Raw genomic sequence first — 14,719 nt, forward strand, 5'->3', positions numbered from 1 at the left:
GTCTGGTCCCGGCCGGCTAAATCCAGCCTCGCCGGCGATTGAGGCGCGGGGGTCTGGGGGCTGGCCCCCAGGACGCGGTCCGCAGGCGAACGGGCTGCGTTGCCGAACCCCAGCCCCGCCGGCGCCGGGTCCCGGGCCGGGCCGGCGAAAATCCAGCCCCGCTTGGGGGCACCTCCCAGCGGTAGCTGGGGGAGATTGAGGCGCGGGCCCCGTCAGGTCGACTCGCGGGGGACCGCCACCGCCCCCATCAGGTCGTACCGCTCGGCCATCGCCGAAGGCACCCGTACGGCCCGGTCCACCAGCCCCGCCAGGACCTCCCCGCTCGGCATCTCGATCCGCACCGAGCTCAGCCGTGGCCGGACCAGCCGTGCGATCAGCAGGTCGTCGGCCCCCATCACGGCGACGTCCCCCGGCACCCGTACCCCCGCGTCCAGCAGGGCCCGCAGCAGCAGCACCGCGTACTCGTCGTTGTACGCGAAGACCCCGTCCAGCCCCAGCTCCCCCCACCGCGCGGCCAGCGCGGCCGCCGATTCCTCCGTGTAGGCCAGGTCGAGCGGGGTGACCTCCACGCCGGCCACCGTGCGGGCGCCGGCCAGGCGGGGGCCCGAGAACAGTTCCAGGCCCGGTTCCAGCGGGACCACCACCCCGATGCGGCGGCGGCCCCGGTCGGCCAGGTGGGTGGCGGCGCGGGCGCCGACCTCCGACTGGTCCATGACCAGCGCGTGCGCCCCCGCCACCCGTTCCGGGCCCAGGGTGAGCACGGCGCGCGCACCGGCCCGCCTGAGGGTGTGGACGTTGTGCGGGGAGAGGGCGATCTCGCCGAGGGAGATCACCGCGACGGGCCGCAGCTCGGCCCAGGCGCGGACGGCCTCGTCCCCGCTCAGCCCGAGGCTGCCGTACTGGACGACGGTGTAGTCCAGGCGGCGCAGGGCCCACTGGAGTTCGTTCAGGAAGGCGCTGTACAGGGGGCCGGCCGGGACGTGGGAGGTGGGCAGCAGCACGATGCGGGTGTGCCCGGCGCGCAGGGTGCGGGCGGCGGCGTGCGGGACGTAGCCCAGTTCCTCGGCGGCCGCGCGGACCTTGCGGCGCGTCGGCTCGCTGATCCGTACCGCCTCCGCGTTGTTGAGGACGTACGAGACCGTCGCGCGCGAGACGCCGGCGAGCCGCGCCACGTCGGCGCTGGTCGGGGGGTTCGTTGAGTCAGGCATGGCCTGTGGCATCTTTCCAGACCGGTCGCGCCCGGGGTCTGGCGGTTGGCCGGAAACGCGTGCTACATAGTGGTTACACGAGTCACTTACACGTGTAACCATCCCCGATCGCCGCCCAGGAGGCCATCGTGGCCCTTTCCCCTGCCGTCCCCGACGACGCCTCCCCCACGGCAGTCCCCGGCCGGGGGCTGCTCCCCCTGCTCCTCGTCGCCAACACCGCCATGTACGCCCTGTACATCGGCGTCGCCGGGGTCCTGCTGGCGCTCCAGGTCGAGCATGTCGACCCGGCCGACAAGGTCTCCAACTTCGGCCTGATAGCCGGGGTTTCGGCGATCTTCGCCACCGTCTTCAACCCGGTCGCCGGAGCCCTGTCCGACCGCAGCGGCCGCCGCAACCCCTGGATCCTGGGCGGCGGGCTCGCCGCGGTACCGGCGATGCTGCTGCTCGGGCTCGCCGACACGATCCTGCTGATCACCCTCGCCTGGTGTCTGGGCCAGGCCGTGATGAACGTCTACCAGGCCGCGCTCACCTCCGTGGTCCCCGACCGGGTGCCGGTGACCGCGCGCGGCAGGGCCTCGGCGGCCGTGGGGCTCGGCCTGCCCTTCGGGTCCGCCCTGGGCGCGCTGGCCGGTGCGGCCTTCGCCGACGAGTACCGCACCGGGTACCTGCTGTTCGGCGTGATCGTGGCGGTCGCCGCGGTGGTCTTCACCGGCTGCACCCGCGAGCGGCGGCTCCCGGCGCGCGCTCCGCTGCCCGTCCGGGAGCAGGTGTCCGCCTTCGCGGGCGCCTTGCGCGACCACGACTTCCGCTGGGCGTTCATCGGGCGGGCGCTGCTGGTGCTGGGCTACTTCGCGGTGAGCGGCTACCAGTTGTACGTGCTGCAGGACCACACCGTGCTGCCCGACGGGATGAAGCCCGAGGCGGCGGTGGCGGTGCTGACGCCGCTGACGAGCGTGGCGATGGCCGTCTCGACGGTGGTGGGCGGCTGGCTGTCCGACCGGCTCGACCGGCGCAAGCTGTTCGTCGGCGCCTCGGCGCTGCTGTCGGCGGTCGCGCTGGCCGTGCCCGCCGTGTCGGCGAGCTGGTCCGCGATGCTGGTCTTCGCGGTGCTCAACGGGCTGGCGTTCGGCTGCTACATGGCCGTGGACACGGCACTCGTGACGATGGTCCTGCCGCGGGCCGAGGACGTCGCGCGGGACATGGGCGTGCTGAACGTCGCCAACGCGGGGCCGCAGATCGTCGCCCCGTTCATCGCCTCGGTGGTCGTCTCGGCGAGCGGTGGCTACACCGCCCTGTTCGTCGTCGCCGCCGCGCTGGCCGTGGCGGGGGCGCTGGCCGTGCGTCCGATCCGCGGCGTCCGCTGAACCCCTTCGCCGATACCGATTCCGATCCCGCTACGAAAGGCACCGTCGTGCAGCTGCACACCCACACCTGGGGCGAGGGCGACCGCCTCGCCCTCCTCGTCCACGGCATCATGGCCGACCACCGCACCTGGCGCCGGGTCGGCCCGGCCCTCGCCGAGGCGGGCTACCGGGTGCTCGCGGTCGACCTGCGCGGCCACGGGGCCAGCGGGCGGGGGCCCTACACCCCCGAACTCTTCGCGGACGACCTCGTCGAAACCCTGCCCGCCGGGGCCGAGTTGGCGATCGGTCATTCGCTGGGCGGCCTGACCCTTTCCCTGGCGGTGGACCGGCTGAGGCCGCGGCGCGCGGTGTACTCGGACCCCGCCTGGCATCTGGCCGCGCCCGGACCGGGCTTCGGGCCGGAGGTGTTCGCACAGTTCAAGTCGGCGAGCAGGGAGGACATCCGGGCGATGAACCCGCGCTGGGAGGAGGCGGACGTGGACGTCGAGCGGGCGACGCTGGACCTGTGGGACGAGGCCACCGCCCTGAGCCTCGCCCCGCTCACCGGCCGCGACCTCCTGCCGAAGGCGCCGGCGGTGCCCTCACTGGTCCAACTGGCCGACCCCAGCTTCCTGATCTCCCCCGAACGCGCGGCCGTCCTCCGCGAGCGCGGCTTCGAGGTCCGTACCGTCACGGGGGCCGGACACACCATCCACCGCGACGACTTCGAGGGGTTCATGACCTCCCTGGAGGGCTGGATCCACTGACCCGGGCACGCCCCGTCACCCTTCGCGCCCCGCGACGAAGCGGGCGAGCTCCCCGGCGGCGCCGCGGGGCAGGGCGTCTAGCGCCTGCTGCGGCAGTTCCGCGACCGCGGCGCGCAACCGCGCGCCGAGGTCCGGGAACAGGGACCAGGCGGCCGCGGGGACGCCCGTGGTGGCGAGGAGCAGGTCGCCCTCGTAGAAGTAGGCGTCGAGCAGCGGCTCCTCCAGCAGCAGGCGCACCGCGAGCGGAAGGACGTAGGGCAGCGCCACCTGCTGGGAGACGAGGGTGCGCAGGTCCGCCGGACCGAGCCGGCCCAGCGGAACGCGCCGCAGCCCGTGCACCTTGCGGACCAGTGCGGTCGCGTCGGGAGCCGGTGGCGGCCAGTGGGGCGGGTCGAGTTGGTCGAGGGTGCGGTCGAGGTGCAGCGGACGGGCCGTGGCGGTCATTCGGCCGCCAGGTGGGCGGTGAGGTCGTCCGTGAAACGGCCCAGGAGCGAGCCCAGGGCGCGGCGGTCCTCGGCGGACCAGTCGGCGAGGGCGCGGTCGAAGAAGCCGAAGACCGCCTTCAGGTAGCGGTCTGCGCAGGCCGTTCCCTCGGGGGTCGGTTCGATCAGCCGGGCCCGCTGGTCGTCCGGGTCGACGACGCGGCGCACCAGCAGGCGCCGCTCCAGTTCGTTGACCTGCCGGGTGACGTGCGGGCCGACGACCTGCATGCGGTGCGCGATCTCGCCCACCCGCAGCGGTGCGTCCGCCATGCGCAGCTGGACCAGGACGTTCACGGCGGGCCGGTCCAGCCCGGTTCCGGCCCGTTCCAAGGCGCGTTCGACCAGGTTCCCGCGGTTGATCGCGGTACCGAGCCGGGCCAGGCGCGGGAGCAGGACCATCAGGTCGAGCTCGCCGCCCCCGCCGGTCTCCGCGGCGTCGGAGGAGGCGCGTGCGCGCGGATTGACGTCCATCCCACCCTCGATAGATACCTAAGTTAGGTATATGCTTTCCGTCGGGCGCCGGTGTCCGACCGCTAGATCGCGCCCGAAATAAAGATACCCAAGGTACGCATCTGGCTGCGGTCGCATGGCCGGAAAAGGAGCCTCCTATGACCGGGTTACCCCGCCCTCTCCCCCGCCACCGCCGCGTCCTCGTCTCCGGTGCCGGCATAGCCGGCCCCGCCCTCGCGTTCTGGCTGCACCGCCACGGGTTCGACGTGACCGTCGTCGAGAAGGCGGGCGCCGTGCGGGGCGGCGGATACCCCGTCGACGTCCGCGGCACCGCCGTGGAGGTCGTCCGCCGCATGGGGCTGCTGCCGCAGCTGCGGCGGGCCCACATCAGCACCCGCCGCATCACCTTCCTCTCCACCGACGGCTCCCCCGTGGCCGCGCTGCGCCCCGAGGCCCTGGTCGGCGGGACCCGCGACGACCTCGAAGTCCCCCGCGGGGAGCTGACCGCGCTGCTCCACGACGCGGTCCGCGACGACGTCGCGTTCGTCTTCGACGACTCCGTCGCCGCGCTCGACGACCGGCCTGACCACGTCGAGGTCACCTTCCGCAGCGGTGCGCGCCGCGAGTTCGACCTCGTCGTCGGCGCCGACGGACTCCACTCGCACACCCGCCACCTGGCCTTCGGCCCCGAGGAGCCCTTCCACCACTACCTCGGCCACTGCTTCGCCGGGTTCACCCTGCCCAACCATCTCGGGCTCGCGCACGAGGGGTTGGTGTGGAACGCCCCGGGCCGGTCCGCCGTCCTCTACGCCGTCGGCGCCGGTGAACACGTCCACGGCTTCCTCGACTTCGCCCGTCCCGAACCGCCCTTCGCGGCCTTCCGCTCCCCCGGGGCGCAGCGCGAGCTGGTCGCGGAGACCTTCCGGGACCGGCAGTGGGAGGTCCCGCGGCTGGTCGCGGCGATGCGCTGCGCCGACGACCTGTTCTTCGACGTGGTCAGTCAGATCCGCATGCCGCGCTGGTCCGCCGGGCGCGTGGCGCTGGTCGGCGACGCCGCGTACGCGCCGTCGTTCCTCACCGGGCAGGGCACCAGCCTCGCCCTGGTCGGCGCCTACCTGCTGGCGGGCGAACTGGCCGCGCACCCCGGTCACCGGGAGGCGTTCGCGGCGTACGAGCGGCTGGCGCGGCCGTTCGTGACGGCCGATCAGGATCTGGTGGGCGAGGGGGACGCGGCCCTCTTCCCGCGCACGGAGGAAGCCCTGCGCCGGCGCGACGAGACCCTGCGCACCCTGTCCGCCCTACCCGCCGACACCCCGCGCCCGGCCCATTCGGCCCTCGTCCTGCCCGCTTACGGGGAGTACGGGAAGGTGGCGGGGGCGGGAGCCGGCTGACCCGTCATCGGGACCAGATGTCCATGAGCCGGTTCGCGGCGCGGAAGCTGTCGGGCGCTTCCGCGTTGCAGACCACCGCGACCGCGGTGTTGCGGTCCGGGCTCACCTCGAAGGTGCTGTGGAACTGCTCCCAGTCGCCGCGGTGCACCAGGCTCTGGTCGGGAAGGACGAGGATCCCGGCCCCGTAGCGGCCCGCCTCGATCCCCCGCCCGCTCAGGGCGTCGCCGACGTCGACCGCCCCTCGGGTGACCCCGTCCAGCAGTCGCTTCCCGCCGACGCGACCGGTGCGATAGTTGTCGGCCCAGCGGACGAGTTCCCCAGGGGTGCCCTGCACGGCCCCGTCGCCGTACTGCTTCCAGGGGGAGGAGTTCACGGTGTACTTGCCGTCCTTCTCGTCGTAGGACTTCGCCTTGCCGGGGAGGTCCGCGGCCGGGGAGACCGTCATGTCCAGCCGCAGCGGGGTGAAGAACTCCTCCTGGAGGAAGGCCGGGAACGGCTTGCCCGTGACCTTCTCCACGACATGGGCCAGCAGGACGTAGTTGGAGTTGGAGTAGGAGAAGTGCCCGCCCGGCGGTTCCTGCGGCCGTGAGGCGAGGATGGCCGTGAGCGCCTCCTGTTGGCCGGCCGGGTCCGTGACCTTGACGCCCTCGGCCTCCAGCAGGTCCTGGTAGTCGGGGATGCCGCTGGTATGGCGCATGAGGTCGCCGAGGGTGACGTCACGGGTCCAGGCCGGCGGGTGGTCGAGGAAGCGGGACAGGGGGTCGTTCAGGGTGAGTTGGTGGCGGCCGGCCAGCAGGAGCACGGCGTCCGCGGTGAACTGCTTGGAGTTGGACGCCAGGTCGAAGACGGTCTTCGGGGTGATGGCGCGCCCGTCCGCCAGGTCGGCCTTCCCCCTCCCTTCCTCCCAGACGACCTCACCGCGCCGGCCGACCGCCGCCGCACAGCCCGGGCCGTCGGCGGCGGGCACCAGTTGCCCGAGCACCGCCGCACTGCGCCGGTCGCGGTCGCCGTCGGCCGGGTACGCCTGCGCCTGCGCCTGCGGGGTCGCGAGTCCGGACAGCGCGCCCAGCAGCATGGCGCTTCCGGCCGCGCACAGCGCCACGGTCCGGTGCACGTGCACCACGTGGACCACCTTCTTCCCTACGGTCGAGCGTGCTCCGCAGCGTGCTCCGCAGGCCCTGCCCCGGCCAATCGATCAAGGGCCGGCGGTCTCCGCGATTGGGCCGGCGTCGTGGGTGGGACGGCCTGCGTTGAGCCGGGCCGCCTGTCGGGTGAGGTGGGTGCGCTCGGCCAGGGTCGGGGCCTGGTGGGCGGCCTCGGCGTAGAGCCGGGCGGCGCCGGCGCGGTCGCCGGTGCGTTCGTGCAGCCATGCGGTGACGGCGGTGTACCGGGGCAGGCCGGGGTCGATCCCGGCCAGCGCGGCGAGGCCGGCTTCGGGCCCGTCGGCCTCCCCGACGGCCACGGCCCGGTTGAGGCGGGCGACGGGGCTGCCGGTGAGCCGGACGAGTTCGTCGTACCACTCCACGATCTGGGGCCAGTCGGTCTCCGCCGCGCTGGGGGCGTCGGCGTGCAGGGCGGCGATGGCGGCCTGGGCCTGGTACTCCCCGAGGCGGTCGCGGGCCAGCGCGGCGTGCAGGATCCCGATGCCCTCGGCGATGGCCTCCGTGTCCCAGCGGCCGCGGTCCTGTTCGGCCAGCGGGACGAGGCTGCCGTCGGGGGCGGTCCGGGCGGTGCGGCGGGCGTGGTGGAGGAGCATCAGCGCGAGCAGTCCGGCCGGTTCGGGGTGGTCGACGGCGGCGGCGAGCCGGCGGGTGAGGCGGATGGCTTCGGCGGCGAGGTCGACGTCGCCGGAGTAGCCCTCGTTGAAGACGAGGTAGAGGACGCGCAGCACGGTGGCCACGTCGCCGGGCCGGTCGAGGCGGACGCCCGAGACGGTGCGCTTGGCGCGGCTGATGCGCTGGGCCATGGTCGCCTCGGGCACGAGGTAGGCGCGGGCGATCTGGCGGGTGGTGAGGCCGCCGACGGCGCGCAGCGTCAGGGCGACGGCCGAGGACGGGGAGAGGGCGGGGTGCGCGCAGAGGAAGTAGAGGCTGAGGGTGTCGTCGGCGCCGGGTGCGGGGCCCGGCTCCGGTTCGCGGTCGGCCAGGTCCTCGCGCCGCCGGCGGGCCGCGTCGGCGCGGGTGGCGTCGAGGAACCGGCGCCATGCGGCGGTGACGAGCCAGGCCCGCGGGTCGCGGGGCGGGTCGGCCGGCCAGACGCGGAGGGCGTCGAGAAGGGCTTCCTGCACGGCGTCCTCGGCGGCGGCGAAGTCGGCGCCGCGCCGCACGAGGATGCCGAGCACGGCCGGGGTGAGCTCACGCAGCAGCGCCTCACCGACGGCCCTCGGCAGCGCCGCCGCGTCCCCGGCGGTGGGGTGCGCCAGGGACGCGTCCCCGGCGGCCGGGTGGGACTGGGCCCCGGACTCGGCCGTGGGGCGGGGCGGGGTCCCTGCCTCGGCCACGGCGTCGGGCGGGGAGACCGACTCGCCACCGCGGTGGGGCCGGGCCCCCGACTCGATGGCTGGGTCGGCCCAGATCTCCGACGCGCCCGCGCGGCGAGGCCGAGGCCCCGGCCCGGCCACGGGGGCAGGCCCGGACCCCGGCTCGCCACCGCAGTGGGGCCGGGGCCCGGACTCGGTCGCGGGGTGGGGGCGGGCCCCCGGCTCACCCGAGCGGTGAGGCCGGGCCTCGGACTCGGCCTCGGGGTCAGGCCCGGGGGCCGGCTCGGCGGCGGCGTGCGGCGGGGTTCCGGGCTCCGTGGCCGGGTGCCGCGGGGGGCCCGCCGCCGTGGTGGGCCGGGGCCCGCCCGGGGTCGGGGCGGGCCGGGGGGTCGGGGCGGGGGTGGTCATCGGGGGGCGTCAGTCCGTGATCGTGGGCGGCTCGGACATGAAGGGGCGCAGCTCCAGCCACTCGTGGATCGGGCGGCCACCGGCGCCGGGCGCCGCCGACAGCTCGGCGGCGAGCTCCAGGGCCCGGTCGTGGCTGTCCACGTCGATCACCATCCAGCCGGCGATCAGGTCCTTGGTCTCGGCGAACGGCCCGTCGGTGACGGCCGGGCGCCCCTCGCCGTCGTAGCGGACCCAGGTGCCCTCCGGCGCCAGGGCCTGGGCGTCCACGAACTCGCCGGTCTGCTCCAGCTTCGCCGCGAAGTCGCGCATGTACCGGATGTGGTCGGAGACCTCCTGCGGGGTCCAGCGGTCCATGGGGACGTCGTTGCTGGGGGCCGGGGCGCCGCGGTAGTGCTTCAGCAGCAGGTACTTGGCCATGACGGTTCTCCTCGATCCGGTCCGACGCGTCCATTCTGGCCGCGTTCACCCCTGGGACGGAGCCGGCGCCGCGTTCTCGACATCCCCGAGGAAGATTTTTTCCGGGCCCTCCCCGGGTGCCCCGCAGGAGCTCTCCGGGAGGGTGCGGGCCGGGCCGTTTGCGCTTACCGTCGGTATTACCGATCGGTAGGGGGAGGCAGTCGATGGCGGACACCGTCGCAGGGCTCGCGGAGATGGCCGCGGCGCTGGCCGAAGGACGCGTGACCTCAAGGGAGTTGACGGAGCGCTCGCTCACCCGGATCACGGCCGCGCAGCCCTCCCTCAACGCCTTCCGGATCGTCCGAGCCGAGGCGGCCCTGGCCGAGGCGGAAGCCGCCGACCTGCGGCTGGCTCGGGGCGAGCGGCTGCCGCTGCTGGGGGTGCCCGTCGCGGTCAAGGACGACATGGACGTGGCCGGGGAACCGACGGCGTTCGGGTGCGCCGGGGACTTCCCGCCGAAGCCGGCCGACAGCGAGGCGGTGCGCCGGCTGCGCGCGGCGGGGGCGGTCGTGGTGGGCAAGACGCAGACGCCCGAACTGGGCCAGTGGCCCTTCACCGAGGGGCCCGCCTTCGGCGCGACCCGCAATCCGTGGGACACGGAGTACACCCCGGGCGGCTCCTCCGGAGGGTCGGCGGCGGCCGTGGCGGCGGGGCTGGTGCCCGCGGCGCTGGGGTCCGACGGGGCGGGGTCGGTGCGCATCCCGGCGGCGTGGACGCACCTGGTGGGGGTCAAGCCCCAGCGGGGGCGGATCTCCACCTGGCCGGAGCCGGAGGCCTTCCACGGCCTCACGGTCAACGGCGTGCTGGCCCGCACGGTGGCGGACGCCGCGCTGCTGCTGGACGCGGCGAGCGGCCCGGCCCCCGGGGACCTGCACCGCCCCGCCCCGGTGCCGGCGTCCGAGGCCGCCACGCGGGTGCCCGGCCGGCTGCGGATCGCTCTGTCCTTCGCGACGGCCTTCACCGCGACCACGGGCAAGTCCTGCGACCCCGTGGTGCGTTCGGCGGTGGAGCGGCTGGCCGGGCGGCTGGAGGCGCTGGGGCACGAGGTGGTCCCGGAGGACCCCCGCTACGGCCCGATCGGCCTCACCTTCGCCCCCCGCGCGACGGCCGGCGTACGGGAGCTGGCGGCGCGGGCACCCGACCCCGGGCTGCTGGACCCGCGGACCCACGGGGCGGCGCGTACGGGCCGGTTGCTGGGCGGGGCGGCGCTGCGCCTGTCGCGGCGGGCGGAGGGGGCGCTGCGCCGCCGGGTCGGGGAGCTGTTCGGCCGCTTCGACGTGCTGCTGACTCCGACGACGGCCACCGGGCCGCTGCGGATCGGGGCGCTGGCGGGGCTGGGCGGGCCGGCCACGGACCGGGCGATGATCGCGGCCTGCCCGTACGCCTGGACGTGGAACGTCCTGGGGTGGCCGGGCGTCAGCGTCCCGGCGGGTTTCACCCCGCAGGGGCTGCCGCTCGGCGCGCAGCTGCTGGGCCCGGCGCATTCCGAGCCCCGGCTGCTGTCGCTGGCCGCGCAGCTGGAGGCAGCCGAGGGCTGGGCGGCGCACTGGCCACCGGGGGCGCACCGAGCAGAAATCGCCGATCAGGCGGGAATTTGACGGCAGTTGAAACGGGCTTGACCGTCCGCATACCCGACACGCCTAAGCTCACCGCGACTTGATCCACATCATGATCGACAAGGGGGTGCGCGTCATGGGCGTGCAGGACGACAACAGGCGGGCCGTGCTCGGGTTCTTCACCGCCGTCAACGAACGGCGTACCGCGGACCTGCCGCAGTACATGGCCGAGGACGTGGTCGACCACAACCAGATCATCCACGGCGAACCCGACGAGCCGGGCGCGGCCTTCGAGGGGCTGCGCCAGCAGCTGGCGGCCTTCGATCCGCTGACCGTGCGGGTGGAGGAACTGGTCGCGGAGGGCGACCGCGTGGTCGCGCGCACGGTCCAGTCCGGCACGCACGGCGGCAGCCACCCGCGCATGCCGGAGCCGACCGGCCGGTCCTTCGAGAACGAGGCCATCTGGTGGTTCACCCTGGACGGGGGAAAGATCTCGCAGATCCGCGGGGTCAGCGACCGGCTGGGCCTGTTCCTCCAGCTGGGCTGGGAGTGGCCGCAGACGGACTGATCCGGGCCGGCACATCCCCGGTTCCGCCGCTCCCGGGCCCCGGCCGCTCCCGGCCGGGGCCTCGCCGTACCGCCGCCCGGAAGTCGCCTCCCGGAGCAGGCACCCTCTATGTAATGTCACACGGCATGATGCTCTTACGCCGTACGGCCCTCGCCGCCGCCCTCCTCGGGATCACCGCCCTCCTCCCGGCCGCCACCGCCCACGCGGACTCCGCACCCGCCTGCCCCGCCGGCGTGCGGACCCCCGCCACGCCCGATGCCGAACAGGGCCGGCTGTCCGACCCCCGGGCGGCCGCCTTCCCCGGGCGGGCCGGACTCGACGGCTTCGTACGCCGCTTCCCGGCCGCGCTGTGCGGCGTACGCGACGCCGCCGGGGCGGAGCGGCTGCTCGACGCCTGGGGCGAAGCCCTGTGGCAGGCCGCGGTGAACCGGGCGCAGGGGCGCCGGCCGGGCGGTGACCTGCCGGACCGGGACGACCGGCCGCTGTACTGGACCCGGCTCGCGATGACCGCGCAACTCGACGCCTGGAGGCCCGCCTTCACGGTGGACCGGGCCGCGCTCAGGGCCCGGTTCGAGGACGCCTCGCGGGGGCTGACCGACAACGAGTTCCGCGGCACCCGGGGCGTCCGGCGCATCTTCGTCAGCGGCTTCGACCCCTTCGGCCTGGACGCCGAACTGCGCCGGGCCAACCCCTCCGGCTCGGCCGCGCTCCAGCTCAACGGCCGCCGGATCACCCTGTCCGACGGCACCACCGCCGAGATCCGGGCCGTCGTCCTCCCGGTCCGCTACGCCGACTTCGACGCCGGGATCGTGGAGCGGGCCTACGGGCCCCGGCTGGCGGCGGGCCCGCGCTCCGCCGACATGATCACCAGCATCAGCCAGGGCTACCCCGGCCTGTTCACCCTGGAGGCCTGGGCCGGCCGCAACCGCTCGGCCGACCCCTACCCCGACAACGTCGGCGCCCTGGCGGGCGGTACGCGCGAGCACCCCGCCACCGCGCCGGGCCTGGGCCCCGGGGCGGAGTTCCTGCGCACCAGCCTGCCCACGGACGCCATGACCGCCGTCCAGACGCCCTATCCCGTGCGGCTCAACACCACCGTCACCGAGATACCTGCCGGGCAGGCCGACCCGGTGGACCGCGAGGACGGACCCACCCCGGGCTCCCGCGCCGTCGCGGGCGGGGGTGGCGGCTACCTCTCCAACGAGGTCGCCTACCGCTCCAACCGGCTCCGGCTGGAACTGCGCCCGGCCCTGCCCGGCGGCCACCTGCACACCCCCGTCCTGACCGGGCTGCCGGCCGAGCCGGACCGGCTGACCGGGCCGGAGTTCGAACGGAACGAGGCCGCGATCACCGCGCAGGTACTGGAGGTGCTCCGCGCCTCCGGCGGCCCCGCCCCGCGCTAACGCAGGGCGCCGAAGGCGCGGGTGAAGGCCAGCGGCTGCTGGAGGACCGAACTGCACGTGGGTTCCGCGTGGTTCAGCGCGCCCGCCGGGCACTGCGCGTCGCGGGCCGCGGACCACATGGCCAGCCGTCCGATGCCCTTCGCCGAGGCGAACTCCACGAGCTGCGTCGCGTCGGAGACGGAGAAGACCTCCGACGCGACGTCGTTGACGCCGATCATCGGGGTGACGGCCAGGGCCTTCCAGGCCGCCTGGTCGGACAGCCCGAGCACCCCCTTGAGCTGGGCCTGCGTGGCCGTCGCGGCCTGGATGGCGTACTGCCCCATGTCCCCGCCGTACGCCGGGCCGTAGTCCATCGCCATGATGTTGACGGAGTCGATCCGCGCCCCGTTCCGGCGGGCGTCGGCGAGCAGGGCGACGCCCGGCTGGGTCAGCCCCTCCGGCATCACGGGCAGGGTGAACGCCACGTCCAGGCCCGGGTGGGACTGCTGCAGCCGGGCTATGGCCTGCGCGCGGCGGGAGTTGGCGGCGGTGTCCGGCAGGGCCGCGCCCTCGATGTCGAAGTCGACCTTGGTCAGCCGGTACTGGTCCACCACCTTCCCGTAGGCGGCCGCCAGTTCGTCGGCGCTCGCGCAGTTCAGCGCCAGTTCGCGGCCGGCGGCCCCGCCGAAGGACACCCGTACGTCGCCGCCCCGGGCGCGCAGCGCGCCGATCTGCGCCGCCACCTTGTCGGCCGCCAGGTCGGTGACCCCGCCCCACAGCGGGGTGCACCCGGCGCCCGCGGTGACGAAGGCGAGGTGGAACTCCCGCACGCCGGTGCTCGTCGCGGTGTCGAGGAGGTCGTAGGCGGGGTAGAGGGAGGTGTCGACGTACGGCGCGAAGCGCGCCGCGCCGCCGCCGGGCTTGGGGGCCGGGGCGGTCGCGGTGGGCCGGGCGGTGGGGGCGGCGGTCGTCGGCGAGGCCGTGGCCGTCGGGTCCGCGGGGGGCTTCGTGGCGGTCGGGGCGGGGGTGGGCGCGGTGGTGGGCCGGCCGCTGGGCTGCGGGGTCGCGCTCTGGTCGACGGAGCACTTGACCCCGTTGATCAGGCATCCCTTGGGCGCCGCGGGGGCGCCGCTGCCGCTCGCGACGAAGCCGACGGTGACGGAGGCTCCGGGCGCGAGCTCCCGGTTCCAGCCGGCGGGCTTCACGGTGACGTGCTGCCCGTCGACGGTGTGGGTGCCGTTCCACAGGGAGTCGATCCGCGTACCGGGCGGCAGGTCGAACCGCAGGGTCCAGTCCGACTGGGTGCGGCCGGTGCCGTTGGTGATGACGTACTGGCCGGTGTACCCACCGCTCCAGGAGCTGGAGGTGGTGTACACGGCGCCGACGGCGGTGGCCTGCGCGGTCCCGCTGAACGCGAAGGCCGCGCCACCGATCACCGCCGCCACCACGATCGCGCCCACGGCCTTGGCCTTGCCGCCGGCCCTGCGACGGTGACGGGTGGTGCTGCCCATGGCGTGCCTGCCTCTGCGTACTGGGGAGTTGGGGTGCGGCAGCACGCTAGCCGCCCCGAAACGGACATTCGTTCGTTTCGAGGCGCGATACGAGAACCCTAAGCTCCGCTTAAGGCGGGCATAGGGAGGGGCTCAGGCGGGCTGCCACAGTTCCACGCGGTTGCCCTCCGGGTCGGTGACCCAGGCGAAGCGGCCCACTCCCTGCATTTCCTGGGGCTCACCCGCCACGTCGGCGCCCTTCGCCCGCAGCTGCGCGAGCATCGCGTCCAGGTCGCGGACGCGGAAGTTGAGCATGACCTGCTGGCCGCGGGAGCCGAAGTACTCCGTGTCGGGTTCGAAGGCCGCGAACACCGTCGGCCCGGACTCCGGACGCCACAGGCCGTGTCCGTCGAGGTCCAGGCCCAGGCAGTCGCGGTACCACGCGGTCAGGGCCGTCGGGTCGCTCGCCCGGATGAAATAGCCGCCGATTCCCAGCACTCGTTCCATGCAGCCATCCTGCCGGAGCGGGCGGCCCGCGGGGCCGAGGCGCCGCCGGTCGCAAGGGCCGGCGGCGGCCCGCCCCGCCGCCCTCCTCCCCCTCCCGGGCCCACGCACCCGCTAACCTCGCCCGGATGACGGCACTTTCACATCACGGCAACGGTTACGTCGAGCAGCCCGGCCGGGAGGGCTTCGGCGCGACCGTCGAGGCCGATCCCCTGGCGATCGGCCCGGTCCGCAC

14 protein-coding genes are annotated in these 14,719 nt (G+C 74.9%); 6 read left to right on the plus strand and 8 right to left on the minus strand.

Annotation, left to right across the window (positions count from 1 at the left end; all coding sequences use genetic code 11):
* Positions 1-212: 212 nt before the first annotated feature.
* Positions 213-1,208 (minus strand): LacI family DNA-binding transcriptional regulator, encoded by a 996-nt coding sequence (locus ACFVXK_RS30830; protein ID WP_389618003.1) that lies wholly within the window; start codon positions 1,206-1,208, stop codon positions 213-215.
* Positions 1,209-1,336: 128 nt separating this feature from the next.
* On the opposite strand from ACFVXK_RS30830, the gene ACFVXK_RS30835 reads away from it, so the two are divergent.
* Together ACFVXK_RS30835 and ACFVXK_RS30840 are read left to right on the plus strand one after the other, a co-directional pair.
* Positions 1,337-2,572: an MFS transporter gene (locus tag ACFVXK_RS30835; protein ID WP_389618005.1), complete on the plus strand. Its 1,236-nt coding sequence runs from the start codon at positions 1,337-1,339 to the stop codon at positions 2,570-2,572.
* A 47-nt stretch (positions 2,573-2,619) separates the two neighbouring features.
* Positions 2,620-3,318, plus strand: coding sequence for an alpha/beta fold hydrolase (locus tag ACFVXK_RS30840; RefSeq protein WP_389618008.1), 699 nt, complete (start codon positions 2,620-2,622; stop codon positions 3,316-3,318).
* Positions 3,319-3,333: 15 nt separating this feature from the next.
* Here ACFVXK_RS30840 and ACFVXK_RS30845 read toward each other — a convergent pair whose 3' ends face one another.
* The gene (locus tag ACFVXK_RS30845) at positions 3,334-3,762 is read right to left on the minus strand and encodes a contact-dependent growth inhibition system immunity protein (RefSeq protein WP_389618011.1); all 429 of its coding nucleotides are present in this window, start codon (positions 3,760-3,762) and stop codon (positions 3,334-3,336) included.
* Entirely contained in the window at positions 3,759-4,271 is a 513-nt protein-coding gene (locus tag ACFVXK_RS30850; RefSeq protein WP_389618014.1) for a MarR family winged helix-turn-helix transcriptional regulator, read from the minus strand. The genes ACFVXK_RS30845 and ACFVXK_RS30850 overlap by 4 nt, the downstream gene beginning before the upstream one ends.
* A 137-nt stretch (positions 4,272-4,408) precedes the next feature.
* Between ACFVXK_RS30850 and ACFVXK_RS30855 the strand changes: the two genes are divergently transcribed.
* On the plus strand, positions 4,409-5,641 hold the full coding sequence (locus ACFVXK_RS30855) for an FAD-dependent monooxygenase (RefSeq protein WP_389618017.1): 1,233 nt from the start codon (positions 4,409-4,411) through the stop codon (positions 5,639-5,641).
* A gap of 4 nt (positions 5,642-5,645) precedes the next feature.
* On the opposite strand, the gene ACFVXK_RS30860 is transcribed toward ACFVXK_RS30855, so the two are convergent.
* The 3 genes from ACFVXK_RS30860 to ACFVXK_RS30870 form a co-directional block, all read right to left on the minus strand.
* On the minus strand, positions 5,646-6,764 hold the full coding sequence (locus tag ACFVXK_RS30860; RefSeq protein WP_389618020.1) for a serine hydrolase domain-containing protein: 1,119 nt from the start codon (positions 6,762-6,764) through the stop codon (positions 5,646-5,648).
* Positions 6,765-6,836: 72 nt separating this feature from the next.
* A complete protein-coding gene (locus ACFVXK_RS30865) occupies positions 6,837-8,030 on the minus strand; it encodes an RNA polymerase sigma factor (protein WP_389618039.1) in 1,194 nt (397 codons plus the stop codon).
* A 507-nt stretch (positions 8,031-8,537) separates the two neighbouring features.
* On the minus strand, positions 8,538-8,945 hold the full coding sequence (locus ACFVXK_RS30870; protein WP_389618023.1) for a YciI family protein: 408 nt from the start codon (positions 8,943-8,945) through the stop codon (positions 8,538-8,540).
* A 203-nt stretch (positions 8,946-9,148) separates the two neighbouring features.
* Between ACFVXK_RS30870 and ACFVXK_RS30875 the strand changes: the two genes are divergently transcribed.
* The 3 genes from ACFVXK_RS30875 to ACFVXK_RS30885 all read left to right on the plus strand — a co-directional run bounded on the left by ACFVXK_RS30875 (position 9,149) and on the right by ACFVXK_RS30885 (position 12,511).
* Positions 9,149-10,582 (plus strand): amidase, encoded by a 1,434-nt coding sequence (locus ACFVXK_RS30875; RefSeq protein ID WP_389618025.1) that lies wholly within the window; start codon positions 9,149-9,151, stop codon positions 10,580-10,582.
* A gap of 58 nt (positions 10,583-10,640) precedes the next feature.
* Positions 10,641-11,108 (plus strand): ester cyclase, encoded by a 468-nt coding sequence (locus ACFVXK_RS30880; RefSeq protein ID WP_389618028.1) that lies wholly within the window; start codon positions 10,641-10,643, stop codon positions 11,106-11,108.
* 125 nt (positions 11,109-11,233) lie between these two features.
* Positions 11,234-12,511: a pyroglutamyl peptidase gene (locus ACFVXK_RS30885; RefSeq protein ID WP_389618030.1), complete on the plus strand. Its 1,278-nt coding sequence runs from the start codon at positions 11,234-11,236 to the stop codon at positions 12,509-12,511.
* Here the strand turns inward: ACFVXK_RS30885 and ACFVXK_RS30890 are convergent.
* Positions 12,508-14,001 (minus strand): cellulose binding domain-containing protein, encoded by a 1,494-nt coding sequence (locus ACFVXK_RS30890; RefSeq protein WP_389618033.1) that lies wholly within the window; start codon positions 13,999-14,001, stop codon positions 12,508-12,510. The two genes, ACFVXK_RS30885 and ACFVXK_RS30890, sit on opposite strands and share 4 nt — an antisense overlap.
* 132 nt (positions 14,002-14,133) lie before the next feature.
* On the minus strand, positions 14,134-14,487 hold the full coding sequence (locus ACFVXK_RS30895) for a VOC family protein (protein ID WP_389618036.1): 354 nt from the start codon (positions 14,485-14,487) through the stop codon (positions 14,134-14,136).
* Between the last annotated feature and the right edge of the window lie 232 nt (positions 14,488-14,719).

It is taken from the genome of Streptomyces sp. NPDC058157 (assembly GCF_042884105.1).
Classification (GTDB): domain Bacteria; phylum Actinomycetota; class Actinomycetes; order Streptomycetales; family Streptomycetaceae; genus Streptomyces.